Source organism: Paraburkholderia aspalathi, assembly GCF_900116445.1.
In the GTDB taxonomy this organism is placed as follows: domain Bacteria; phylum Pseudomonadota; class Gammaproteobacteria; order Burkholderiales; family Burkholderiaceae; genus Paraburkholderia; species Paraburkholderia aspalathi.
In genome coordinates this window covers 68,803-94,283 of record NZ_FPBH01000023.1, presented here as the reverse complement: position 1 = coordinate 94,283, position 25,481 = coordinate 68,803, and the positions used below count along the sequence as shown (strand labels likewise).

22 protein-coding genes and 1 pseudogene are annotated in these 25,481 nt (G+C 59.8%); 9 read left to right on the top strand and 14 right to left on the bottom strand.

The features are described 5' to 3' along the window. Window positions 1-13: 13 nt before the first annotated feature. Window positions 14-385 carry a YciI family protein gene (locus BM438_RS29610; protein WP_093641860.1) on the bottom strand — a complete coding sequence of 124 codons (372 nt, stop codon included), beginning with the start codon at window positions 383-385 and terminating at the stop codon, window positions 14-16. On the opposite strand from BM438_RS29610, the gene BM438_RS44990 reads away from it, so the two are divergent. Then, on the top strand, window positions 384-797 hold the full coding sequence (locus BM438_RS44990; RefSeq protein WP_143131773.1) for a hypothetical protein: 414 nt from the start codon (window positions 384-386) through the stop codon (window positions 795-797). The genes BM438_RS29610 and BM438_RS44990 overlap by 2 nt on opposite strands. Before the next feature lie 50 nt (window positions 798-847). Here BM438_RS44990 and BM438_RS29605 read toward each other — a convergent pair whose 3' ends face one another. Next, window positions 848-1,144 (bottom strand): TM2 domain-containing protein, encoded by a 297-nt coding sequence (locus BM438_RS29605; protein WP_093641855.1) that lies wholly within the window; start codon window positions 1,142-1,144, stop codon window positions 848-850. An 828-nt stretch (window positions 1,145-1,972) separates the two neighbouring features. Here BM438_RS29605 and BM438_RS45650 point away from each other — a divergent pair. After that, a complete protein-coding gene (locus BM438_RS45650) occupies window positions 1,973-2,131 on the top strand; it encodes a hypothetical protein (RefSeq protein WP_167378480.1) in 159 nt (52 codons plus the stop codon). 46 nt (window positions 2,132-2,177) lie between these two features. Here the strand turns inward: BM438_RS45650 and BM438_RS29600 are convergent, their stop codons facing one another. Next, a complete protein-coding gene (locus BM438_RS29600) occupies window positions 2,178-2,540 on the bottom strand; it encodes a lysozyme inhibitor LprI family protein (RefSeq protein ID WP_244179483.1) in 363 nt (120 codons plus the stop codon). Between the two features lie 309 nt (window positions 2,541-2,849). Between BM438_RS29600 and BM438_RS46735 the strand changes: the two genes are divergently transcribed. Next, a complete protein-coding gene (locus BM438_RS46735; protein ID WP_279630565.1) occupies window positions 2,850-3,560 on the top strand; it encodes an SH3 domain-containing protein in 711 nt (236 codons plus the stop codon). A 175-nt stretch (window positions 3,561-3,735) separates the two neighbouring features. Here BM438_RS46735 and BM438_RS29590 read toward each other — a convergent pair whose 3' ends face one another. From BM438_RS29590 to BM438_RS29570, 5 genes and pseudogenes are all read right to left on the bottom strand, one after another. Next, on the bottom strand, window positions 3,736-4,470 hold the full coding sequence (locus tag BM438_RS29590; RefSeq protein ID WP_093641843.1) for an LrgB family protein: 735 nt from the start codon (window positions 4,468-4,470) through the stop codon (window positions 3,736-3,738). Between the two features lie 122 nt (window positions 4,471-4,592). Next, window positions 4,593-4,916, bottom strand: a pseudogene (locus tag BM438_RS29585) (CidA/LrgA family protein); the annotation flags it as partial. Window positions 4,917-5,065: 149 nt separating this feature from the next. After that, complete coding sequence (locus BM438_RS29580) at window positions 5,066-5,416, bottom strand: DUF4148 domain-containing protein (protein WP_143131771.1); 351 nt, start codon at window positions 5,414-5,416, stop codon at window positions 5,066-5,068. 315 nt (window positions 5,417-5,731) lie between these two features. Then, complete coding sequence (locus BM438_RS29575) at window positions 5,732-6,397, bottom strand: response regulator (protein WP_093641829.1); 666 nt, start codon at window positions 6,395-6,397, stop codon at window positions 5,732-5,734. Beyond that, complete coding sequence (locus BM438_RS29570) at window positions 6,378-8,048, bottom strand: MASE1 domain-containing protein (protein WP_093641824.1); 1,671 nt, start codon at window positions 8,046-8,048, stop codon at window positions 6,378-6,380. The genes BM438_RS29575 and BM438_RS29570 overlap by 20 nt, the downstream gene beginning before the upstream one ends. A gap of 235 nt (window positions 8,049-8,283) precedes the next feature. Here BM438_RS29570 and BM438_RS29565 point away from each other — a divergent pair, with 235 nt between their 5' ends. Then, window positions 8,284-9,312, top strand: a complete 1,029-nt coding sequence (locus tag BM438_RS29565; RefSeq protein WP_093641821.1) for an NHL repeat-containing protein — start codon at window positions 8,284-8,286, stop codon at window positions 9,310-9,312. A 47-nt stretch (window positions 9,313-9,359) separates the two neighbouring features. Here the strand turns inward: BM438_RS29565 and BM438_RS29560 are convergent, their stop codons facing one another. Continuing rightward, a complete protein-coding gene (locus BM438_RS29560; RefSeq protein ID WP_093641818.1) occupies window positions 9,360-10,310 on the bottom strand; it encodes a pseudouridine-5'-phosphate glycosidase in 951 nt (316 codons plus the stop codon). A gap of 213 nt (window positions 10,311-10,523) precedes the next feature. On the opposite strand from BM438_RS29560, the gene BM438_RS29555 reads away from it, so the two are divergent. The 3 genes from BM438_RS29555 to BM438_RS29545 all read left to right on the top strand — a co-directional run bounded on the left by BM438_RS29555 (window position 10,524) and on the right by BM438_RS29545 (window position 15,850). Further along, window positions 10,524-13,277: an MGH1-like glycoside hydrolase domain-containing protein gene (locus BM438_RS29555; protein ID WP_093642110.1), complete on the top strand. Its 2,754-nt coding sequence runs from the start codon at window positions 10,524-10,526 to the stop codon at window positions 13,275-13,277. 149 nt (window positions 13,278-13,426) lie between these two features. Continuing rightward, window positions 13,427-14,692 (top strand): leucine-rich repeat domain-containing protein, encoded by a 1,266-nt coding sequence (locus BM438_RS29550; RefSeq protein ID WP_093641815.1) that lies wholly within the window; start codon window positions 13,427-13,429, stop codon window positions 14,690-14,692. Window positions 14,693-15,121: 429 nt separating this feature from the next. Then, a complete protein-coding gene (locus tag BM438_RS29545) occupies window positions 15,122-15,850 on the top strand; it encodes an OmpW/AlkL family protein (protein ID WP_093641810.1) in 729 nt (242 codons plus the stop codon). A gap of 63 nt (window positions 15,851-15,913) precedes the next feature. Here BM438_RS29545 and BM438_RS29540 read toward each other — a convergent pair whose 3' ends face one another. The 4 genes from BM438_RS29540 to BM438_RS29525 all read right to left on the bottom strand — a co-directional run bounded on the left by BM438_RS29540 (window position 15,914) and on the right by BM438_RS29525 (window position 21,299). Beyond that, the gene (locus BM438_RS29540) at window positions 15,914-16,135 is read right to left on the bottom strand and encodes a hypothetical protein (protein WP_234486938.1); all 222 of its coding nucleotides are present in this window, start codon (window positions 16,133-16,135) and stop codon (window positions 15,914-15,916) included. Between the two features lie 185 nt (window positions 16,136-16,320). Next, the gene (locus BM438_RS29535; RefSeq protein WP_093641806.1) at window positions 16,321-18,753 is read right to left on the bottom strand and encodes a DNA-binding protein; all 2,433 of its coding nucleotides are present in this window, start codon (window positions 18,751-18,753) and stop codon (window positions 16,321-16,323) included. A 398-nt stretch (window positions 18,754-19,151) separates the two neighbouring features. Continuing rightward, window positions 19,152-19,901, bottom strand: coding sequence for a maleate cis-trans isomerase family protein (locus BM438_RS29530; protein WP_093641802.1), 750 nt, complete (start codon window positions 19,899-19,901; stop codon window positions 19,152-19,154). Window positions 19,902-19,946: 45 nt separating this feature from the next. Next, complete coding sequence (locus BM438_RS29525) at window positions 19,947-21,299, bottom strand: MFS transporter (RefSeq protein WP_093641797.1); 1,353 nt, start codon at window positions 21,297-21,299, stop codon at window positions 19,947-19,949. A gap of 295 nt (window positions 21,300-21,594) precedes the next feature. On the opposite strand from BM438_RS29525, the gene BM438_RS29520 reads away from it, so the two are divergent. Further along, entirely contained in the window at window positions 21,595-22,521 is a 927-nt protein-coding gene (locus BM438_RS29520; RefSeq protein WP_244179482.1) for a LysR family transcriptional regulator, read from the top strand. A gap of 119 nt (window positions 22,522-22,640) precedes the next feature. Continuing rightward, a complete protein-coding gene (locus BM438_RS29515; protein WP_093641792.1) occupies window positions 22,641-23,600 on the top strand; it encodes a D-2-hydroxyacid dehydrogenase family protein in 960 nt (319 codons plus the stop codon). A gap of 9 nt (window positions 23,601-23,609) precedes the next feature. Here the strand turns inward: BM438_RS29515 and BM438_RS29510 are convergent, their stop codons facing one another. Further along, a complete protein-coding gene (locus BM438_RS29510) occupies window positions 23,610-25,379 on the bottom strand; it encodes an ABC transporter ATP-binding protein/permease (RefSeq protein ID WP_093641787.1) in 1,770 nt (589 codons plus the stop codon). Window positions 25,380-25,481 lie beyond the last annotated feature (102 nt).

The window sequence follows — 25,481 nt, the reverse complement described above, 5'->3', positions numbered from 1 at the left end:
GGCCGGCAAGCACTCATCGGGACCAGTAGAAATCCACGGGGATAAGCTCGACGACCCATCCACCTTCTTCGCCCAGCGTGGCCGCCGGGTGCATGGAGGCGATGCGCAACGCCTCGTCATGGGTATCCGCCTCGATGATGAACAGGCCGCCCACGACTTCCTTCGACTCGGTATAGGGCCCATCGGTGACGTGCGTCTTGCCACTGCGCGGGCGGAGCGTCCTCCAGTCGTCCAGATCGCCAAGCGATGCGGAAATCAGTACCTTGTCGGTAGCCCGCATCTTGTCATCCAATGCGGGACATTGGCTCACCAGTTTCTTGACGTCGTCTGGCGCCATCGCGGCGAATTTATCGGGGGTGAAGTAGGCCAAGCCGAGGTATTTCATGGGAGATCCTTTGGGTGTGAATAACCTGACGACGAAGCTGATGATCGAAAATCGACAATCTTCTGAAAAGTTTGTAGCGGCTCTCGCCAGACTGTCCGCTTTTGGGGCCGCGCGGTGCCGACCGCCGGGCTCGTGCTGCACATGCGGATCGCGTGAGGCAGAGGTCGGCCATGAAGAGGCATTCGACATCGATGCGGAGATCGTCGACAATTGGTACCTGCCCTTATCCTTGCGTCTCGATCAGAAACTCGTGCGATGCACTTTACAGAAACGGCGCGCTGCGACGCGCCGCGAGTTGTCGCGCGTAAGCAATGCCATGTCGTATTACTGCTTCGAGCCGGAGAACTTTGAATTCTTCGCTCGAGCTAGTGTGGGATCTTCTGCCCCTAGCGCCCTAGCTGTCCATCTTTAGTATCCAAGCCAAAGCACCATGGCTTACCTGATTAGTTATTCCACACCGCTTCACTCTGAAAGCCGTTGCGCCAGCATCGTGTTATGTTCTCGCACGCCTCCGGAGATGCAGAATACGTCGACAAAGAGCCACCCGTATAGCGCCAGCAACAGGAACACGCCGATGTAGGCGAATGCCGTGGTCCAACCGAAGATGAACAGCAGCAATTGAAGGACAGCAGTACCGGTGAAGCCGAGATAAAACCGGTGCGCGCCAAGGCTACCGAGAAAGAGCCAAAGCAGAAAGGCCACCACGCCACTCTTTTTCTGAGCTTCGTACATCATCATGCTGCGTGTCGAGTCGTTCATTTTCAGGATTTCCGAAAGGTTTTGGGGAGGCGAGCGGGCAATGACCTCGGAGTGCGACGCGGGCCGTGTTCTACAGCCGGCCAGACGAGGACCAACTGCGTTGAGCCGTCAACGATCGAAGCGCAACCGCCAGGGGACAGCAGTCCCTGCACCACCCATGTCGATTTCATAGATTTCCCCGTTTTTGTTGTGCTTGCCTTGGATAGGCCGTCCCTTCGCTGTCAAGGAGCGATTTGTTACGCTGCTATTGGTTGGCCTTTGATTCCGTCTTCGCTGAGTTGCCGTGCGGAGCACACACATGCACTAAACATGCCATCACCTTCAAGCCGCTGTCGCCATTGGCCGACAGGCTGGATAGGTTTTGGGGAGTGCAGATCCCGTGCCGAAGTGATTCAGGTTTGAACGGCGATCCTTGATAACGAAACGATTTCCCCGTTCGTCTCGCCCGCGCAGTCTTTTCTTGTTGTCCCGTTCTTGCAGAACGTAACAGCGCTGTGGGGCCGCTTATGTGGAGTCCCCGCTGCGCGTCGAAGGATTTGTGAGGTATCGTCGGACGAGTACTTGCGCCAATTCAGCCAATACAGGCTTTCTTATCGGTCCGGTTTGTCGCAAAACTGAATGCCATCTCCCCACGGCGGGAAGCTGCGGTGCGCCCATACGCGAAGTCAGGACGCGCCGGTCTGCTGGCTCAGTTGATGTAATACGCCGTCAACACCATATGAGCTGCCATATCGAGTAGGAGCTTCGCCTCGCCTTGTCGGTTCGGTCGCCCACGCCTTAGGCGCGAATGACCTGCTCGCGCAATCCTGCAAACAGGCGGCGAAAAAGATGCCGCCGCACGTGACATGCAGCGGCATTCACAAGCCGCAAGTAACGGGAATCACCGTCGCTTACTACGTCGATAACGGCAGCGGCGGCGAAAGCCTGAACCCGCCTGAACCCTACAAAGACAATCTGTTCGCGAAGAAGTCGTTTGCTTCTCGGTAAATGTCAGCTTCGGGCCATCAATCGGGCCGAACCCAATCTGCGCACATCAAGGAGCGTAGTAGTTCAATTCATCGATCCGCGCACGGATCGCGTCCACATTGAGTGCCTCGATGTCGGCGCTCGCCATCGACCCTCGGTCGGCTCGCCATGGACCGTTATCGGCTTGACGCTGCGCGTCGCGATAGGCCAGCCATTGACGTTGAGCGTTGCGGATCAGCATGCGCGATTGCGGATCGGCGTTGCGCATGGTCCGTTGATACACGTCGTTCATGCGTCTGTCATACGCAAGGTAGGCCTTGTGTGAACAGTCGGTCATGCCCGCCGTCGTCTGCCCCGTCGGCGTGCCGAGACATGCCTCGACCTGGGCCTCGATCGGATCGACTTTCTTTTGTGCCGATGCGATGGGCACAGCAAGGACCATCAGGAGCAAGGGATCTAGAAGAAATCTCCGGCCCGAACCACCGCATGGCGCTCCAATCGTTCGCCATACCAGCATCCCGACAAAACTGACTTTTTGCTCAGCCCGACGCATGACCGGCAAAGCATGAAAGTTGCTGAACGGTAAGAACGCTGACAAACCGTAATTGCGCAGACAGTCGGGTGCAATTCGAACGCCCCCAGGCTTGTCCAAGCAATGTGGCCCTGCTATCGAGGCGCCGGCATGGCCGGGACGAATACCGCAGTTCATGCATGGGCCGCTCTTTCCGAGGGAGGAATCGTGCAAAAGAAAATCGTCATTCGAGCCATCGCGGGAGGCGTCTGCCTGATGGCGCTGTCCGGCGCTGCGTTCGCTCAATCGCCGGCGTATACGAATCAGCCCGTGGACGTTTATGCCGGTCCGTCCGGGGATTATCCGGTGGTCGCACAAGTGCCGCCGAGCGTGCAGCTTACGGTGTACGGCTGCGTTTCCGATTACAGCTGGTGCGACGTCGAAGCGCCCGGACTGCGCGGCTGGGTCTACGGCGAATATCTCGACTATCCGTACCAGGGTACCGAGGTGCCGATCATGACTTACGGCTTGCAGATCGGACTGCCGGTCGTGGCGTTCTCATTCGGAACTTACTGGGATCACTACTATCGCGGCCAGCCTTGGTATCACGACCGGGACCGGTGGGCGAATCGTCCGCCGCCGATGCGAGGCGGTCCGCCGCCGCATGGTGGCCAGCCGGCGGCGGGCGGTCCGGCTATGAACCCGAGGCCGGTCATGCACGGCGGCCCGCAGCCTCAGCCTCAGCCCCAGCAGGGGTACGCTCATGGGCCGATGCAGCCGCAGCCGGGATATCCGCGCGGGCCTGCGCAGCCGCCCGGGCAAATGACGGGCGGTCATCAGGGACAGCCTGCCGTGCACCCGGGTGGTCAGTCCGGTGAACACGGCGGCGAGGCGCGCGGCGGCAATGAAGACCGCAATCATCCGCAGGATAACCATTAGCGATTGAACGCTTTTCCCCCGCCACCGCTTCGCGATCGCATGGCAACGCGCCTCGCGCCCATGCCACTCAATTCGACGGATGATCGTCGGCGTGATCGTGAAGCGGGTCCGGGCTCTTTTGCGTCGAGCGCAACACGCCTGCGTCGTCGAAATAGAAGTAAGTGGATCTGTCGCGTCAGGAAAAAACGCTCAGGATTGGATAAATAATCGGCAGTACAAAGGACGTCAGAATGCCGTTCAGGCCCATCCCGAGGCCTGCAAATGCACCGGCTTCTTCACTCATCTGCAACGCACGAGCAGTGCCGATTCCATGGGACGCCACACCCAGTGCGAAGCCACCCAGGTCATGCCTCGACACGTGAATCAACTTCAAAAGTCCACTGCCAATCACCGCGCCAGTGATGCCGGTCATGATCACAATGACGGCCGTCAGCGACGGCAACCCGCCGATTTTCTCGGAGATACGGATAGCAATTCCTGCCGTCACGCTCTTCGGAGCAATCGTGGCAAGTATTTGACCCGTGGCCCCCAGGAGCCTTGGGATCAAAATGGCTGATGAGATGCCCGTCGCACAGCCCGCCACAAGTGCGCCAGCCAACTGCGGGGCTAGCCGGCGCAATTTAGGCAATTGTCGGTGCATCGGTATAGCGAGCGCGACGATAGCAGGTCCAAGCAAAAAATGAATGGGCTGGGCGCTTTGCATGTAAGTGACATACGACGTGTTCGATTCACGCAAGGCAAATATCAAAAGCGCCACTGCAATTAACACGGGATTCGCGAGTGCACTTTTTCCTAGCGAACCGTGAACGACCTGCGCGATTGCGTAGGCGAGGAACGTGAGGGTCAGCCAAAGAAGCGGTGTTGTTCCGAGAAATGCCCACGCGGACGCGATGTTCTGATGAACGTTCACGGTGTATCAACCTTCTCAATGTTGGCAGCCGCGGGCGCGGTGTTTCCGTCGGCATGGAGCGGCGATGCAAACGGTGTTGTCGGGGCTGCGAGCGATGCAGCGCGCGCGGGCCATAAAGCGCACAAGCCTTGGCCAACAAGCGCGGTAACGACGATTGTCAGCGCCGTACACACAACAACGGACACGGCTATCGGGAGCAGGTCATGAGCCACGCGGCCGGCAAAGGCCATGATGCCGACTCCTGCTGGAACGAACAAAAGAGGCAGAAACCTAAGCAGGGCAAGAGCGTCGCTCTCAATGGCGGATGCAAGTCCGGGGCGGAGACTCAGTGAGGCTAACAACAGGATCATCCCTATAACCGCGCCGGGAATCGGCAGGTTCCCGGCGTAGGCTATTAATTCGCCAAGGCACTGGTAGGCCAGAAGGACCGTGAACGTCTTGATCATCGGGTCACCTTCGATTCGGACGCGCACACGTTGAGCCACCAGCAGAGCACGACAAAGTGGGTTAAAGCCGTCATGCCAGAACTTGTTCACCCGTTCGCAACAGTCATCATTGCGGTGAGCAAAAAGCGTCGCGCATCCCGTGCATCTGCTCACTGCCCGCCGTAGAGCGCGTTCAAGCGATCCATCGTGCCGTCCTGCTGGGCGCGCTGCAATTCCTGTTTGACCTCCGCGCGAGTCTTGCCATGGAGGGCACCGCTATCGCTACTGCCCATGGACATACCGCCGACAGCGTCCGTCGTCATAGCTGCGTTGCTGTCGGTGGCCGTCCTGGATGTGTCGGTGTTGTCAGCCGCATAGGCGAGCGTGGTGCACAACGTCAATGCGGCAATAGGGATCAAAGTCAGAGCTTTCATCATATTCTCCAGCATGGTGCATGACATGCCCGACGCCAATCGAATCACGCGGTTTGCGCCGGGATTTCGTGCCGCTTCGAAAAGCATCAAAGGTTCTCGCAAGGACTCGGCACGCTCTTGCAATACCCGGGAAGAATTTCCTTTATTCCCGCGTCATCTTCCTTATTTGTATCGCGACCGCTCCAGGATAGGACCGGGCACCCAGCCTGGATCTATTTTCATCACCTGCCACTTGGCGGCGATCCTCGTGGAGTTGCTGGGTTTGAACTGCCCACCCCGTCCACGGGTTGCGGCATGCCGGCAGGTACCACTGCACTGTATGCGCTGACCCCATGCGCATGAATAAGGCACTTTTCCTAAACGAAGCTAGGGGATTGCCTTATTCCGTGACTGGGCGTCGCTCTATTGGCTCTCGATCCACTGAATTGCAAAGCGCATCAGCTCGTTGCCGCTCCGGATATTCAACTTTTCTTTGATGTTGGCCCGGTGTGCCTCGATGGTCTTGACGCTCCGATTCAGTTTCGTGGCGATTTCGCGGGTACCGAAGCCGAGTCCGATCAGATGCAGGACCTCGAATTCCCGTACCGAAAGGCTCGCAATTGGCCCTGCCGGCGTTTTTCTGGGACCCGCAAGGGCTCGCGCCAGGTTTTCATGCATGGCGGCACTCAAATAAATATTGCCTGCCAGCACTTCGCGGATGGCGCTCACGACATGCTCTGTGGCCTCGAGTTTCATCAGATATCCGTTTGCCCCGGCCCGTAGTGCGCGTTCGGCAAACAGGCCTTCGTCGTGCATGCTGAGGACAAGGATTGCCAATTTTGGGTAGCGGTGGCGGAGGGTCTTGACAAGATCCAAGCCAGAGTCCGATTGCAGACTGATGTCCACAATGGCCATGTCGGGCAGGCAGGCCATTTCCGCCAGGGCTTCTTCGGCGCTGCCGGCCGCGCAGCAGACGTGCAGATCCTCTTGCAGATTCAGCAAGTGTGTCATCCCCTCCCGGATGATGGGGTGGTCATCCACGATCAGGATTTGAGTCGCGCGGCCTGGGCTAGACGGCTTCCCGTGCATGGTCTGGGCGCTCCGGTATCGGATAGCTGATGGCGACCGTAGTGCCACCCAAAGCATTGCGGGTCACGGTGCAAGCGCCGCCCAGAAGACTCGCCCGGTGACGCAGGTTTTGGAGTCCCAGTCCTGAGGCACGCTCCATTTGTTCCGGGCCGACGCCCACCCCGTCGTCACTGATTGAGAGCGTCTGGAAACCGCCTACGCGGTCCAGGTCGATCCAGATGTGGCGGCCTTCGCTATATTTCAGCGCGTTGTTGACTGCTTCCTGTGCCGCACGATACAGGTTGATCTGAGTAGGCTGATCCAGTAAGTCTACATCTGGCTGGATCCGGAGCATGCAGTCTATGCCATCAAGCGTACGAGCCGTTTCCGCCAGCGCATGTAGTGCGGCTGCAAGGCCACCATATTCAATGGCGACCGGGTCCAGGCCATGGGCAATCCTGCGGGTCATCAAGGACGACTGCTTCACCAATCCGACGATCGTAGCGGCGTCGGCGGCGGCTGGGTGGCCCTGCGTCTGCAGTTTCTGATTCAAGGCGGCGCAGTACAGACCCAGGCTGGTCAGGTGTTGCCCAAGTCCATCATGCAGTTCCCGGCCGAAGAGTCTTTGCTGCTGATCGCCGATCTGGATCAGTTCCTCTTCCAACAGACGGCGTTGCGCGATCTCCTCCTTGAGTTCGCTGTTTGTCTTCTCCAGATCTTCGGTTCGCTCCTCTACGCGCCGTTCCAATTCGATGTAGGAGGCCTGCAGCAGGCGATGGACGCGCTGCTCCTGAGCACGTGCCGCCACCAGCAGCAGTCCGGTTACCGCCACGACGTTCGCGAAGGTGCACCACCGCACGAGGCTATCTACCGGAGATTTGGCGGCGAATGGACCCGTGCCGTGGGTGGTACCCCAGATGGCCACGACTGAGACCATCAAGGTCGCGAGACTGGTGCCCAGGTGATCGAAGCGCAGAGCCGCCCAGATGATGAACGGAAAGATCGCCAAGGCTGCAGGATAGTAACCGTGTCCGGCAAGTTGCGGAGCGCCGAAGATGAGGTAGCTCACCCAGACGGTCGCAATGGTCAGTCCGCACGCCTCCACGGCCTGCTCCACCGAGCGGATGGGATTCGGATACACGAGCAGGCTGAGCAGGGGCGGAGCCACCACGAGCACACCCATCATGTCACCGAGCCACCATTTCAGAAAGGCTGCGCCGTACTCGGCGACCGGCATCAAGCCCCCTCCGAATACGGCGGTCACACCAATCAGCGCACTCACTGCCGTGCTGAGCACCGCAGCGAGAGCAATGAGGGCTAACACGTCCTTGATGCGGTCGAGGGTGATCTGGAATCGGGCTACGCGGTTCAACAGTATTGCCGCCGTCAAGGCTGCAACTATCGCGCCAACACTAATCACAGCGGCCACTGGCAAGGGCACGCCCACCGACACGTTGGCGAGGAAAGAGCCAATGACGATTCCGGGGGCAACTTCGAAGCCTAGAGCGAGCAGTGCAACAAGGGCGATGCCACTGGAGGGCCACACCAGAGACACTGCGCCGCCCACTATCGCATAAGCAAGTCCTACTTTTGCGCCTGCGTAGTAGGCCAACGCCACAAGCCCGGTGAGCAGGAAGAGCCTGAACCTGGAATCGCACCGAATAATGGCCATGGTTCGCTTCACCCCTCATGCGAGCGATGCCCCACACGTCCCGGCTCAGCCCGCAAGCAGCATGCGACATGGGGCCGTAACACGTTAGCACACAGGACTACCGTTCGATATTGATGGGTGCGCGCTCGCATCGCCCGCCAAAACACAGGTTCCAACTGGCGGAACTCCGTTCGGCCTCCGGCCGGGGTCTATGCTTGAATGGCGCATTCGCACTATATGACCAAGGAGGCGTGTCATGAAACCCGCGCTATGTGTCGCCGTCGTCAGTATGCTGTTCGGGGTCCAACTGGCGCACGCCGCCTGCCCCACCGACGCCGTCTTCCTCATTCTCGGTGATCAGATTCGCGGTTACTCCTTGCGCGCCAACGGAGCCACCGAGCCCTGCCAGGTGCTGCAAGGGTCGCTCACCACTCTCATGACCGCTGGAGCGACAGTGATCGACAAGAAGGACTCCTTTCACGTCGCGCAGTTTCTTACCAACAGCACCGTCGACATCTTTCCGCGGAAGGCCGAAGGCAATGAGGCACCCAGCCGGTCGTTCATGTTGACGATGACAAATGACCTGCTCAGCATCGCGGTGGATTCCCACCTCAACGACTTCGTCCTGACCGTTCGCCCCGCGGAGGCGGGGGTGCTGATCGCTCCCGCAAACAGCTCTGGGCCTGTAACCAATCCGATTCACATCACCGATCCGAATATCGTCCAGTACGTGAGCATTGCGATTGACAGCGACGACAATCTGCTGATTGCGGGTTATGACGTACGGGGGGCGGCGATCATCGACACGTTTGGCACGCGTCGGAGCATGACCTCGCCGCCGCTCCTGCGCAGCCTCACGGGTAGCAAAACCGGCCTGCTGCCGGGGGCCGGACTTTTTGCACGGAACAACATGACGATCGCTGTCGATCCGCGTACAGACGAGTTATTCGTCTACAACCAAACCGCGGACGTGATGCAGATCCAGGTGAGCGTTTTCGCCGCCAAGGCGAACGGCGACGTGCCGCCGCTACGGACAATCAGCGGTCCAGCCACGGGAATCACTGGCTCCGGCTTGCCGGGAAACAAGATCGCCATCTCCTCGGACGGGCGGCTCTTTGATGCCGAGCCGAACCTGCGCATTCTCGCGTTCGCGCCGGGGGCAAGGGGCAATGTGGCGCCGTCTCAGATCATCGAGGACTCCACCCCCGGTCCGGTCACCCTGGGCGGGATCGCGGTCCGGTCGAGAGGAGGCCGGCAACATGATGGAAATGACGATGCCCAATGAAACGGACGACATTGGAAAATCCGTTAATCAGCTAACTAACGGGACGGTCAGAGATGTCGGCTATCGTCGTTCGCTGCAGGTGCCAACGCCAACGCCAGCCTTGCCCCCACCTCGGCATTGTGTTTCACGAGCGCGATGTTTGTCGCCAGGCTGCGTCCACTCGTCAGTGCCTTGATGCGAGCTAGCAGGAAGGGGGTCACGGCCTTGCCGGTGATTCCCTTCAAAGTGGCCTCGGCGAGCGCGTGCTGAGTCAGCGCGTCGATCTCTTCGGCGCTCATCGCTGCCGCTTCCGGCACCGGCGTGCTCAACACCACGCCGCCCACGAGACCCAAGTCCCACTTGGTGCGGATGAAGCGTGCCTGCTGTGCCGCGTCGTCCAGCCTGAAGTCCGCGCGAAAACCGCTGTCGCGCGTGTAAAACGCAGCGAAATTGTCTTGCTCGCAACTGAGCACCGGCACGCCGTGTGTTTCCAGGTATTCCAGCGTGAGCCCGATGTCCAGGATGGATTTCGCACCGGCACAGACCACCGCCACCGAGGTCTTTGCCAATTCCTGCAGGTCGGCCGAAATGTCGAAGGTTTCGGGCGCGCCCCGGTGCACACCGCCAATGCCTCCGGTAACGAAGACCTCGATGCCGGCGAGAGCGGCACATATCATCGTGCCAGCCACTGTCGTGGCGCCAAGCCCGCCGTCGGCCAGCACTGCCGGCAAGTCGCGGCGGCTGACCTTGTGTACCTGGTCCGAGCGGCCGAGCAGTTCCAGTTCGTCGTCCGAAAGGCCGATGCGGATTCGCCCGCCGATCAGTGCAATAGTCGCGGGTTCGGCGCCCAGGTCACGGATCAAGGCCTCCACTTCACGCGCAGTGCGGACGTTCTCTGGATAGGGCATGCCGTGAGCGATGATGGTCGATTCCAGCGCCACAAGCGGGCGGCCGGCGGCCTGTGCAGCGGCCACGGGTGCGCTGCAGGTCAACCACGAGTGTGCAAGGTCCGCAACCATGTCGATGTATCCGGTGATGTGGTTCACTTAAGTATGCAACACAAGACTACTCCACGGGTCGCCTGCTGCAGCGCGATGACGCCTATCATTAATGCACCGCAGAGAGGATGTTAAGCGCCTGATGTGCATCGCACACACGGCGCTCGTGATGAAAAGGGAACGACATTCACGCACTGAGCGCGTTGGATGGTCGATTTCAGGTTGGGAGGCTTCATGCCACCGCTACGCGCAATCAATCTGCTCCAGTCGAAGGAAGGTGCTCGTCTCCATGGTCCGGAACTCGACCGCTGGCGCCGCTGGGGGCCTTATCTAAGCGACCGGCAATGGGGCACCGTTCGCGAAGACTACAGCGAATACGGCACCGCATGGGACTACTTTCCGCACGACCATGCGCGCAGCCGCATGTACCGCTGGGGTGAGGACGGCATTGCCGGATTCGGCAACGACCCGCTCGACTGGTGCGTATCGCTCGCGCTCTGGAACGGGCACGATCCGATCATCAAGGAACGGCTCTTCGGGTTGACGAACGAGCAAGGCAATCACGGCGAGGACGTGAAGGAGCTTTACTTCTATCTCGACGGCACGCCGACCCATTCGTACATGAAGATGCTGTACAAGTATCCTCACGACGCGTACCCGTACCAGGAACTGATCGATGAAAATCTGCGGCGCGGCGCCGATCAGCCCGAATATGAAATTCTCGATACGGGCGTGTTCGACGATAACCGCTACTTCGACGTCTGCGTCGAGTATGCGAAGCACACGCCGGACGATATCGTGATGCGCGTTAGCGTCGAAAACCGCGCTGATCAGCGCGCGGCGCTTCATCTGTTGCCGCAATTCTGGGCGCGCAACCGATGGGCGTGGTCGGGCAAGCCCGGCAAGCCGTCGCTCACGCTCGAGCCGGATACTGAGGAAGGCGTGCGCGTCGTCGCGCACAATCCCGCGCTCGGCACGATGATCGTGACGGCGTCGGCGCAACAGCCGGTCGAATGGCTCTTCTGTGAAAACGAAACGAATGTGCGCCGCATTTTCGGCTTCGAAGGAACGGGACCGTTCAAAGACGGCTTCAATGACTACCTCGTTGACGGCGACGAGCAGGCAATTCGGCGCGACGAGGGCACCCGCGCCGCCGCGCATGTGTATCTAGAGTTCGCGCCTCATGAGCGCTCGGTGCTGTATCTGCGCTGGCGTCCAGAATCGTCCCCGGCTGCAGTTTCGGATGCCGTGGCGCTCGACATGGAAGAACTCTTCACGCGCCGACAAGCAGAGACCGACGAATTCTATGCGACGCTTCAGCACGACATCCCTGACACCGATGCACGGCTCGTGCAGCGTCAGGCGCTCGCCGGCATGCTGTGGTCGAAGCAGTACTACCAGTTCGACGTGACGCGCTGGCACGACGGCGACCCCGGCCAACCGACACCACCGAGAGCAAGGAAGCGCGGCCGCAACGCGGACTGGCGGCACATGTGCAATGGCGACGTCGTGTCGATGCCCGACAAGTGGGAGTATCCATGGTACGCATCGTGGGACCTCGCGTTTCATGCGGTCGCGTTCGCCATGATCGATCCCGACTTCGCGAAGAAGCAATTGCTGCTGCTCGTGAAGGAGCGCTATATGCATCCGAACGGGCAATTGCCCGCCTACGAGTGGGCGTTCGGCGATGCGAATCCGCCCGTTCATGCGTGGGCAACATGGCGTGTGTATGAACTCGACCGCGAGGTGACGGGCATAGGCGATCATCAGTTTCTCGAAGTCATGTTCCACAAGCTGCTGCTCAATTTCTCGTGGTGGGTAAACAGGAAGGACGCCGATGACCGCAACATCTTTCAGGGCGGCTTTCTTGGGCTCGACAATGTCGGCATCTTCGACCGGTCTTCGCCGCTGCCGACCGGCGGTCGCATCGATCAGGCCGATGGCACTGCATGGATGGCCTCGTACGCGCTTGACCTGATGCAGATCGGCCTCGAACTGGCGATAACGAACAACGCGTATGTCGAAATCGCAGTGAAGTTTTTCGAGCACTTTCTGTATATCGCGGAAGCGGTCAGTTGCAGCGAAGGCTGCAGAACAGGGCTATGGGACGGACAAGACGAATTCTTCTACGACGTACTGCACCTTCCGGACGGTACCCGTGTGCCAATGCGCATTCGTTCAATCGTCGGACTGATTCCGCTGTTCGCCGTTCACGTGCTCGAGGATCGGGTGTACGGTCATCTGCCGGGATTGCGCGAACGGCTGGCGTGGTTTCTCGATCATCGGCCCAATCTGGCAAAGCTGGTGTCGCGCTGGACCGAACCCGGCACGGGTAACACCACGCTGCTGTCGTTGTTGCGCGGACAGCGGATGACAGCGCTGTTGCGCCGCGCGCTCGATGAAAACGAATTTCTCTCCGAGCACGGCGTGCGGGCGCTTTCCCGTGTGCATCGGGATGCACCGTACGTCTTCGACCATGACGGCGTGAACCTCCGCGTTCAATACCAGCCAGCCGAATCGGACTCGCGTGTTTTTGGCGGCAATTCGAACTGGCGCGGGCCGATCTGGATACCCGTCAACTACCTGCTGATCGAATCGCTGTATGAGTTCTATCGCTACTACGGTGATGAGTTTCGCATCGAATATCCGACGGGATCGGGCAACCGTGCTTCGCTGAGCGGGATTGCCGACGACCTCGCACGGCGGCTCACCACGCTCTTTCTCAAAGATGCACAAGGCGTACGGCCCGTGATGGCCGCTTATCCGATGCTGCAAGCCGACCCGCGCTCGCAGGATCTCGTACTCTTCCATGAGTACTTTCACGGCGACAATGGACGCGGGGTCGGCGCTTCACATCAGACCGGCTGGAGCGGGCTCGTCGCGCTGCTGCTCCAGCCACGCATGATGAAGCTGGCCCATGTAGCGCCCGAGGCAGCGCCTGATGTTGCGTCGGTGGCCGAGGACACCGCACCAGCCATGGCCCGGTAGCGTTTCGGCTGCCGAAAGGCTAATGACGCACAAGGCTGGCAGAACATGTCGCCGGCCGTCAAGCGTAGCGCGAAGCGCGACGTGGCCTGGGCGGAATGCGCCCCGCTCTTCGTGTATAAAGGAGGAAGCCTGTACTACGAGAGCCCGCCGTGCCCGAAATCCCGCCGTCAACCACGAACTCAAGCGCTGAAGGTCCGAACACGTCCTTGCCGCGAATCATCAAGCCATGGGCCATCGGCGGCGCAATTGTGCTGTTGCTCGGCATTTTGCTGCTGATCTTCAACCCGTTCCACAAGAGCCCGGACGAACGGGCGCTGAGCGAACTGGGATTCCTCAAAGGCACCTGCAACGACAGCAACGCGTCGACAGCCACACCCGACTCGGAATGCCTGGCGTTGCGGGCGAAACCGACAATGACGGCATCTCAGCTCGCGGCCGCTTTGCCACATCTAAAGAATTCCGACCGCAAGATTGAACTGAATCTGGCAGGCACCCAGATCGATAACCTCGATTCGCTGAAGGAACTGGACGATCTGGAATCGCTTGACCTGACAGACACGCCCGTCTGGAACATCGACGCCCTGAAGGACGTGCATTCGCTGAAAAGGCTCGTGCTCCATCGCACCGAAGTCGAAAACATCGCCGCGCTAAAAGGGCTGACCGGTCTGCAATCGCTGAACCTCTGGGATACCCGCGTCTCGAATCTCGACGCGCTCAAGAACCTGCGCGATCTGCGAGAACTCGACCTGCGGGATACACAGGTTCGCGATCTCAATCCGCTCGAAGATTTGCCTCATCTGGAAACGCTCAAACTCGGCGGTGCGAGGAACGTCCGGAACGTCGACGCGCTCAGCCAGCTCGCCTCCTTGCAGACACTCGACCTCAACGAAACCCAGGTCGACAGCATCAGTGAGTTGAAAAAGCTCTCCGGTCTCCAAGCGCTCTATCTAGCGAACACGCCGCTGCGAGACATCGACGCACTAAAAGGAATGTCCTCGCTCAGGACGCTCGTGCTGGACGGCGCGAAGGTCGATGATATCGACGCGGCGCAAGGCATGCTTCAGCTGAACACGCTGGTGCTCGCTCGCACGCAAGTGACGAACATCGATGCATTGAAGGGGCTCACCGGCCTGCAAAGGCTCAATCTCGCCGACACCCGGGTCGAGAACATCGAGGCGCTGACAGACCTGAAAAGCCTGCGAATGCTCAATCTCTTTCGCACCAGGGTTCGAAACATCGATCCACTGCGAGGTTTGACCGGTTTGCAGGAACTCTATCTTGCGAACACCCCTGTCGAAGACGTCGACGCGCTGAAAGGGCTCACTGGCCTGCGAGAGCTCGTTCTGTATGGCACCCAGGCCAGGAACGTCGACGATCTCAAAGCGGCGCTTCCAAAAACGCGAATCGTGTGGTGATCATTCGACAGTTTTTCAACAGGTAAGCGAGGCTGGCGTCAGCCATCGTGGCTCCCGTGTCGCATCAAACCAGTAAGGCAAGGGAAGCAAATCGACATCGATATCTTCGCCATCTTCCTTGCGTATAGCGTTTCTTCTACGGTTAAATAAACCCACCTTAGCGCGTTGATTTCAATGCGCTGAGGCACAGTGCATTTCTTCCAAAAAGGCAACCGGAGGCCCGCTCTAACCAGCGGGCTTTTGGCATTCTTACGCCCGCTAAAAGTAGTCACACGTATTCGATATCTGAATCGGCTGGGTGCTAAATCCTTACCAAATTTCAGAGGTCACATTCGACAGAACAGATCGCAAATAGCACGGACGTACGCATAGAATCAGCACTGCCTATTCAGCAAAGGCAGCAAAAACAGTAAAGACAGAGGAGATAAGATGAAGCAGATAAAGGCATTCGGCGTGGCTGCCGCATTGTTAGTGAGTACGGCCGTCCACGCGCAGAGCGCCGGCGATATCGTTGCAGGCTTCGGCTGGTTTCATCTCGCGCCGCAGGACTCGAGCAAACCGCTGACGGTAAACGCGCTTGGCACGAGCGTAACGGAGACCGGCACGGGCGCGACAGTGGATGATTCGGACACCTTCGGTCTGACGGCCACCTATTTCATCACCGATCACCTTGCCACGACCGCCGTGCTCGGCATACCGCCGAAGTTCCATCTAACCGGCACCGGGTCGCTCTCCGCGCTTGGTCAAATCGGCTCCGCTTACGAATGGAGCCCGACGCTGCTCCTGAAGTACTACTTCAACGATGCAAAGAGTAACTTCCGTCCTTACGTTGGCGCGGGCGCATCGTACGTCTGGTATAGCGGCATTAAATTGAGCTCAGCATTATCGAGCGGCAGTTTCTTGTATTCGCAAACCTATGGCACCGCGCTGGAGGGGACGACAACTGCGAAGTTGAGCAGCTCGTTTGCACCGGTCATCAATGCCGGCTTTGCCTATAACATTGACAAGCACTGGTCGGTCGATGTCTCGCTGTCGTATATGCAGTTGTCGACGCGTGCCACGCTGACTACCAAGTCCCAGGTAGGAACGGTGACCAGTAGCACAAAGCTCAAGCTGAACCCGATCATTTCTTATGTTTCTATCGGGTATCGTTTCTAACCGAGCTCCGCATTGCGCCGATGCAATGCGGAACCCAGCGTGATAAGTGCCTTCAACCAGCCGTTAGTCAATGACGTTCACTTCAACGGCTTTTGGATCGGTCAGTTCGAATGTACGAATCCGGCCGGCGCGGACGTCGAGTACCAGCCGGTCTATCGATTCGATTTCGAGCATTTCCCTTTCGACGTTGTCGTCCACGGCGGTCGCAATCTTTCCCTGCCAGCCACGGCGGTGATATAGCAACATAATCACGGCGCTGCCGCGCCGCATAAAGAACCGTTCCATTCCCCGCGTCCGTGAGTCTTGAATGTCCGTTTCTCAATTCCGGACAGACCATAGCACGCGGGTATCGCCGATTGCGGGGCCGCAAAGAACGTGAAAGAAAGTCGATGCTTGAGCGGAGACGCCCAATGCACCGCCTCCGCTCAGCGTAGTGACGCCGTTGCCTCTTGACGTGAAACGCGCGTAAATCAGCGCTCTACCTTCGACATAACCGCCGTCGTCGGGTCATACCGATAGCCCTTCTGCGAAAGCCGCTCAGCCATCGTCGCCCCAATCAGCTTTTGCTGCGTGTCCCGGGAGACCAACTCACTATCAGGCTTAAGCCGCTCAAGTTCAGACGAGAGCTTGCGGATGAGCGCCACTTCTCCTGTGCTGCGTGAGTCGACGAACAGAAGCTTCTCGTTTGCAGAAGCGAGACGTTCCTTCAGGTCCTTGGCATGCTCCACCCATTGTTCAGCAATCGTGCGAAGCTCGTTAAAGGCCTTCTCATGCGCTCTGGCCTGAGCCGATATCTGCCGCTGCAACTCGGCAACTTCTTCCGCCTTCGCAGAGTCGCCCGCTTGAAGGGCAAGTTGATGGCTACGTCGCGCTTCTTCCGCGCGAGCCTTCTCGGCATCCCCAAGGCGCTGCGCCAATGTCGCCGCATGCTGTTCGGCGGCCTCTGCCCGCTCCTTCGCGGACGACGCATCCTGCGAAACCTGAGCCAGTTCAGCGATCGCGGCCGCTTTCGCCTCAGTCATGGCGCTGACCTGCTCCCGCGCCGCCTCGAGTTCTCGGGTGACGCTTTGCAGTTCGTCGTGCTGAATCGAAGCTGCCCCGCTCCGCTCTGCGTTTGTCTGCCGCTCTGCTTCGAGTGCGATCCGAGCGTCTTCAAGTTCTCGGGTGACGCGTTGTAGTTCGTTGAGCTGGCCCGATGCTTCCTCGCCACGGGCTGCGCTTGTCTGGCGCTCAGCAGCAAGCGCAGTGTGCGCCTCATTGAGTTCAGCCTCGATCGCAGCAATCCGCGTGAGGCTCTCGCTCACCTGTGCCGTAGCAGCTTCTGCGCGTGATGAAGCCGCACTGGATTCCTGCGACCATCGTTCCGCTTCAGCGGACTTCGCCTGTTCGACTTCTGCAAGACGCTGCTGCAACGTCACCGCATGCTGCTCCGCGAACTCTGCCCGCTCCTTCACGGCAGACGCGTCGTGCGAAACCTGGAGCAATTCAGCGGTTGCGGCCGCGTTCGCCTCAGCCATCGCGCTGACCTGCTGTCGCGCCGCCTCGAGTTCCTGAGTGACGCGCTGCAGTTCGTTGAACTGCCCCGACGCTTCCTCGCTCCGCGCTGCGCTCGCCTGACGCTCCGCAGCAAGCGCGGCATGCGCCTCATCCCGTTCAGCCTCCAGCGCGGCAACCCGCGCGAGGCTCTCATTCGCCTGCGCCGTAGCAGCTTCTGCACGCGACGAATGCACGTTAGATTCCCGCGCCCAACGCTCAGCTTCGGACGACTTCGCCTGCTCGACTTCCGCGAGGTGCTGCTGCAATGTCGCTGCATGCTGCTCCGCGAACTCTGCCCGCTCCTTCGCGGCAGACGCGTCCTGCGAGACCCGAGCCAGTTCATCCCGCGTGACAGACGCATCGTGCGAAACCTGAGCCAGCTCAGCGCTCACAGCCGCCTGCGCCGCACTCATCGCGCTGACCTGCTCCCGCGCCGCCTCCAGCTCCCGTCCAACGCGCTGCAATTCGTCGAACTGAATCAACGCTTCCTCGCTCCGCGCCGCGCTTGTCTGGCGCTCTGCTTCGAGCGCAAAGCGCGCCTCATCCCGCTCAGCCTCCAGTCCAGCGACCCGGGCGAGACCCTCGTTCATCTGCGCCGTGGCCGCTTCTGCGCGCGCCGAAGCATCGCTGGCCTCCTCCAACGCTCGATCCGCTTCGGCCGACTTCGCCTGACAGTCGTAGCCCATCGCGGTCACCTCCTCCCGCGCCTCGTCGACCTCCTGCTTCATCTGTGCGATCTGATCGTTGTGGCTGGCAGCAGCAGCGGCCAACTCCCCACGCGCGTGACGTTCCTGGTCGAGTTCCGCCTTCGTGTGTTCCAGCGCGGCCTCTTCCGCCGACACACGTTGCGCCAGCTCTTCAGCCCGAGCCTCGGCGGCCTCAGCGCGCCCCGTCGCGGCTGCGAGTTCCGCCGCAAGACGCGTGGACGTATCTTCGGCGATGCTCAGCGCGCTCGTCAGCGCACTATGCCGCTCACGCCCGGCTTCGACTTCCGCCACCGTCCTCTGATACTCGGCAAGCGCCTCGTCCCGTTCCGTGCGGGCAGCGTCGAGGTGCTGGTGCACGGCACTCAGGTGCTGACTGACCGCCCGGTCAGCTTCGCCTTGGGCGGCCATCCAGAGCCGCTCAGCGGCACTCGTCATGGTTTCGGCAATGTGCTCCGGCAACCCGGCCTGGACCTGCACATGCGGGGTGAAAGGCTGTCGCGCTTCGCGCCAGCGCTGCAAAGCTGCCGCAATGGCAACGATCGAACCGCCGGGAATCTCCGGCCAAATGGTCACCGGGGACACCTTCCGGCCCTCTTCGACCATGCGATCCGCGATTCCGGCGACGAGTTCGTCCGTGATTGTGTCTGCGTCCGTAGACATAAGCGCCTCAAAGCTCATTTTGGCCTGACGAAAAATTGAGTCCCCAATACGTTACTCCAACCCAGCAATAATCCCGATGAAAGGAATGCCGGTTGGCTCATACCGCGCGATTCGCCGTTCACTGAAAAAGCGGCGACGCGGTGACCGACGTCATCCGCGCGGTAAAGCGCGAGATCGATATTATGGGCGATATCGTGGCAGCTTCGGACGAGCTGACGCGTGGGGTCAAACTGGCCAATGTTTAAGGCGATCTGTTCGACGTTTTTCCTATTTCTTATTCGCCGAGATGCAGCGCGGCGTATTCCAGCTTCCGGTTGCCCGAATGTTCGGCTCGACGAGACCTGGATGATGTACAACGCCGCATTCGAAAAAATCGGCTGAGTGTCAGCCGTAGGCGATCACACGCCGGACAGCAACGCCCCCGCACCAGGCACGATCGGCTCGAGCTTAAGATGATCCAGCATGCGCCGAACAGTGCATACCGCAGTCGAAACGGTGCGGATTCCCAGCATGTCTTCAATGCGCTGAATCGCCGGCAACGAAGGCATCTGGACGCAAGCGGACGCCACCACAACGTCCGCGCCTTCCGTGTTCAGGTCGCGCACGTCGTTCACAAGTTGCATCGGGTCACGCAGACCAACTTCAAGGTTGTCGGGAATCTCAAAGCAGAGGGAATCGATGACCTCGATGCCTTCGTTCTCGATATAAGCGACGACAAGATCAGTCAAAGGCCGCATGTACGGCGCCATCAGCGAAATCCGCCGAGCGCCCATGATCTTCAGACCTTCTACCAACGCGCCCGCGGAGGTCATGACGGGCGCAAGGCAATGATTGGCGCGCGCAACTTCCAGAAGTTCGCGTTCGGTTTGCCGATGATATCCGGGCCCCATCGCCATGATCGCGACCAGGCACGCTGTGCTCATGACATCGACACGCGCGTCGGCGAGTTCCGCCGCACAGCGCAGGCCTTCCTTGTTCATTGCGACCAGTTCTTCCTTCGTGACCTTGTGCATTCTCATCCGGCTCGAATGGAATGTGAACCTTTCCGGGCGGATCGCTTCACGGGCACGCAGCATGGCAGGAATTTCAGTTTCCATCGTCGTGTTCGAGCTTGGAACGATCTGTCCAATACGAAAATTTTGAGGCATTTTTCTCTCCGAAATAGAATTAGGCATCCAAAGTTCTCAACTGACTCAGTCCGGCATACCCGTGCCGCGTGTCTCCGGCAAAAACCACGGAACCACGATACCGAGCAGATACACAGAACCGAGTGCCAACGCAGCTTGAGACACACCACCGAATGATTTGATCATGCTGCCCGCAATGATCGGGAATACCCACGCGATCAGACGCGCTGCATTGAACACGAAGCTAATCGCGGTGGAACGCACGCTGGAACCAAAGAGTTCGCATGGATAGATCGCCATCCAGACATAGGCACAGCCCAGCGTGAAGAAGCCATTGATCGGCGCCACGACCATCATCGCTTCGACGCTTGTCGTCAGCTTGTACGTGATGATCGTTGTGAGCAGTGCGCCGACGAAAGTGAGTGACAGGAACGCTCGCCGGCCAATTGCATCCACCACGAAGCCCGCGACCATGTAGGCCACAATCGCGCCGATGGTGTACACGATCGATACCTTCGAGCCCCACGACAAGGCATCGGGGATGCCTTCGGCTTTAGCGAGCGCTACGGTAAAGGTCGGCAGCCAACTGGAAATGGCCCACCAGCCAACGGTCGTAACGATCGACAGCACGAGCAGAAGCAGCGTGCGGCGTAGCGCTTCAGGTTCGCTGAACAGTTGCGTGAGCGTGAAAGGACGCTTGTCGGAGGCAGGCGCGTCTCCCGCAACCGGCTGCGTACTCGTCGCGCTCCAGCGTTTTTCGCGCACCGCGCGTTGCCATTTCTCCGACTCGTTCACCCCGCGGCGGATGTACAGCACAAAAAGCGCCGGGACTGCACCAAGCACGAACATCAACCGCCACGTTTCGGCGCCGAGGGGATGCGCCGACGAAAGCGCGTACCACACCACCGCCGCGATCAACGTGCCCCAACCGAAACCCGATTGCAGGAAACCCGCTCCTTTTGCACGCGCCCGCTCAGGCCAGGTTTCCGACAGCAGCGCGACGCCCGTGCTCCATTCGCTGCCCATGGCGAGGCCCGTCAGAAAACGCAGCCCGCACAATACCCAGAAGGTTTGCGAGAACGCGGTCAACCCCGAAAACACCGCATAGAGGAACACGGACCAGAGCATCATCCGCTTGCGTCCGACATAGTCGGCGAGAATCCCGCCGATCAGACCGCCCGCCCCCCAGCCAAGCAACGTAATGCCGATGACCAGACCCGCGTATGTCGTGGGCGACGCGGCTTGTGCCGGCGAGAGCACCGAATGCAGCATCGGCCCAAGCACGACGACGAGCGCCAGTGCCTCATAACCGTCGAAAATCCAGCCGAGAAAGCTGGCCTTCAGGACACGCCAGTGCATGGCCGTGAGCCCCTCGTACCAGCGCGTTCGCGCGCTCAGGGCAAGGTGTTTGTGTTCCATCTTTTCGTCTCCTTCATGTTTTCAACCGATTTTTCCTGCGTGCCGGCCGTCCGCCGGCTTGTGCTTCTGAAAAGGCTGATGGGCCGGCGTCCAGGACAACCGCGCCGCCGCGACATAGAATCGCGAGGCACAGTGCCCGGTCTCACGCCTCGACCGATCGTCCTGCGAGGATTGAGCCCTATGGAACATAGGATGCCGGTCACGAGGCGGATTGAAAACTTCTCAATGTTCAATAGAGGCATCGCCAACCGCGATGGGTGCGAGGCGCCCGGATAGCCAACCCGAAGGAGTAAGGATGCGTGTTTCAGCAGATCGGCCGTTGCGCCTCGACATGGAGTCCCTGCGCATTTTTGTGGCCGTCATCGAGGAGGGCAGCATTGCCGCGGCGGCGGCCCGCACGCATATCGTGGCGTCGGCCGTCAGTAAGCGCGTATCGGATCTCGAAGAGGACGCCGGCACGCCGCTGCTATATCGGCACAGTCGCGGCGTGCAACCCACGCCGGCCGGCGAAGCGCTCTATCACCACGCGAAGCGGCTGAGTGAGCACCTGCAGCAAATTTCGGACGAATTGTCTGAGTATTCGGCGGGGTTGAGGGGCCATACCCGGATTTATGTGAACTTTACGGCCATGGTCCAGTATCTGCCGGGTGTGCTGCGCACCTTCCTGCGCACCAACCCGAAGGTGCGGATCGATATGGCCGAGAAGTCGAGCGATGAAGTCGTGCAGGCAATCGCAAGCGGTGTCGCCGATCTCGGCATCTGCGCGGCTACCCGGGACACCCTCGGCGATCTGCAGTGGCGTCCATACAGCGTCGATAAGCTGGTCGTGATTGTGCCGTCGGATCATCGGCTCGCCGAGCGCGCAAGCGTGACCTTCGCGGAAGTTCTCGAGGACGACTTCGTCAGCATGCCGTATGGCACGTCCATTTCGAAGTTGTGTCGCGCCGCCGCTGAGCGTGCCGGTATGCGGCTTCGCGTGCGTATCGAGGTGACCAGCTTCGAGGGCGTGCGCAACATGGTCAGCGCGGGTCTCGGCATTGGCGTGCTCCCCAAGGGAAGCGTGACGCCTTATATGCAGTCGGTGCCATTTCGCGTCGTTGAGCTTGATGAACCGTGGTCGCAGCGGCCGCTGGTGATCATTGCCCGCAACTTTGAGACGCTGCCGCTGCCTGCGCGCATGCTGGTCGACCACCTCAACAAGCACCGGGACAACGAGTCATGAGGATGGTGAGCCATCGCGGCTCGCGATGGGTGGCGTCGTTACATATTGATTTACGTGACGAGCCGGGATTCTTAGCATTCGATTAGCAGCAACCGTCTACAACTCATGGAGCGCGCAACATGAACCCCAAACTCCCGATCAAGGTCGCCGTCCTCGACGACTATCAGAACGTCGCGCTGAGCGTGGCGGACTGGTCGCCGCTTAAGGACCTGGCAGACGTGACGGTGTTCAACGATCACGTCGCTGATATCGGGAGCCTGATTCAACGCCTGCAACCATTCGACGTCGTATGCGTGATGCGGGAACGCACACCGCTGTCCCGCGTGGTTATCGAAAGCCTGCCGAATCTGAAGCTGATTGCTTCGACCGGCCCAGGGAATGTGTCGATCGATCAGGAGGCGGCTGCGGAACGCGGCATCGAAATTCGTCATACGGGCTATTCGTCCACGCCGACGATCGAGATGACGTGGGCGCTGATTCTCGCGATGGCCCGCAATATTCCGCTCGAGACTCAATCAGTGCGTGAGGGAGGCTGGCAGCTTTCGCTTGGCGAGCAACTCGCGGGCAAGACGCTCGGCGTGCTTGGTCTTGGCCATATCGGTTCGGCTGTCGGCGTCATCGGGCGGGCATTCAGAATGAACGTCATCGCGTGGAGTGAGAACCTTACCGAGGAACGCGCTGCGGAGAAAGGCGTGCAGCGAGTCAGCAAGGATGTGCTGTTCTCCACTTCCGATTTCCTGTCGATTCACTTGCGGTTTAGCGAGCGAACCCGAGGTTTGGTCGGCGCGACAGAACTCGCGCAGATGAAACCCACGAGCCGGCTGATCAATACGTCGCGTGGAGCGATCGTCGACAATGCCGCCCTGCTTCGGGCACTCACGACCGGTCAGATTGCCGGCGCGGCACTGGACGTGTACGAGGTCGAACCGCTCGATAATCCTCACCCGCTGCGCGAATTGCCTAACGTGCTCGCGACGCCTCATATCGGCTATGTGTCGAAGGAGTTGTATCGCACCTTCTATGGCGATACGGTGCAGAACATCGTTAAGTGGCTTGAGGAAACCGGACGTTCTGCGTAAGGGTAGCGGTCACGACGGACGTGTGTCTGCCACGGTGTGCTCGTGCTCGTCCGCACGCGCAATATCGAGCGTCTCCTGGTGGAACGCCGCAAGCGATTCGCGGTGCGTGACACTGACAATCGCCGCTTTCGGCAATCGCTCGATCAACAGGCGATACAGATACGCTTCGTTCTCGGTACCGACCGCACTCGTTGCTTCGTCGAGAAACACATAGTCAGGCTCGTGCATCAGCACACGCGCGACTGCCAGCCGCTGTTGCTCGCCGGGAGAAAGAATGCTCCACCAGTGCTGAGATTCGTGCAATCGGTCGACGTAGCCCTCAAGCCGGCACAGACGTAGCGCCTCGCAACATTCCTCGTCGCTGAAATTGGTGGCAGCCGTGGGATAAGCGAGCCCAGTCTTCAAGGTGCCAACCGGCAGGTAGCTCTGCTGCGGGACGAACATCATGCGCGCATTCACAGGTGCATCGATCGAGCCGTTTCCGAACGGCCAGAGACCCGCCAGCGCGCGCAACAGCGTGCTTTTTCCCGAGCCGGAAGGTCCACGCACGAGCCAGCGCGAACCTGGCTTCACGGCAATGTCGCGCACACTCGCGAGCGTCTCGCCGTTGGGCAGCGCAAGCGTGAGCTTGTGCGTGGTGAGCTGGTTCTCGTCGACGTAGTGCAGATTGATGCCGCCATGCTCGGTGGCGGGCGACACCGACTCCTTCAGATGAGGTAGATGCATGACGCGTTTGAACTCGCGCAGACGGTTAACGGTTGCGCGCCATTGGACGAGCGTGTCGTAATTGTTGACGAACCACGAAAGCGAATCGCTAACCGAACTGAATGCGTCGCCGATTTGCATCAGTGTCCCGAAACTCATCAACCCTGCGAAGTAACGCGGCGACGCTACGACGATCGGAAAGATTTCGGCGATCTGGGCGTAAAAATTGAGCACGAAGCTGTAGCGCCGCGTGTACTTCATCACGCGCCACCAGTTTTCGCGAATCCGGCCGAACAGGTCTTGGGCCGTCGACTCCTCGACACGCATCCCGTCATAGAACGCAATCTGCTCGGCGTTTTCCCGCAGACGGATCAGGCCAAACCGAAAATCCGCTTCGACGCGCTGCATCTGGTAGTTGATCGACACCAGCGGATGACCGACCTTGTTGGTCAGGAGTGAGCCAACAATCGCATAGACAATGGCCGCCCACAGCATGTAGCCCGGAATCTGGACGGGCGTGCCGCCAAGCTCGATTGCCAGCACGCCCGCCGTGCTCCATAGAACGGTCGAGAACCACACGAGTGTTTCGAGTGTCGAGAGCAGATCGAGCGTGAGCGAAAGTGTGGTGTTGGCGAATGATGCAAGATCGACAGCGACCCGTTGGTCAGGGTTGTCGGCGAGGCGGTCGCGCTCGATGCGATAGAAGGTGCCGTCGCCCAGCCATTCCTGCAGATAGCGTGTGGTCAGCCACTGGCGCCATCGGAAGCCAAGCATCTGGCGCAGATAGCGGTTATAGACGGAGATCCCGACGAACGCGAACGCAAGCGCGCTGAAAAGCAGCATCAGCTGCGGGAATTCATGGACCTTCCTGCCTTCCAGTGCGTTGTAGAAATCACGGTTCCACGTATTCAAGCGGGCGTTGATGCCGACCAGAACCAGGTCCATGACGATGATCGTGATCAGCAGACCCCACGCGGTCTTGCGTTCCTCAGAGACCCAGTACGGTCTGATCAGGCTCCAGGCTGAGACACGGTCCGCTTGCCCGGACGCAAGGCCGGAAGATTGGTCGCTCATGAACGCCCCTTAACGCGCAGTGAATACGGACCGAGTGCACGGGGGTGATTGTAGGGTGTGACCTGTCCTGCCGTCGACGCGACTTTAATCTTCGCCAGTCAT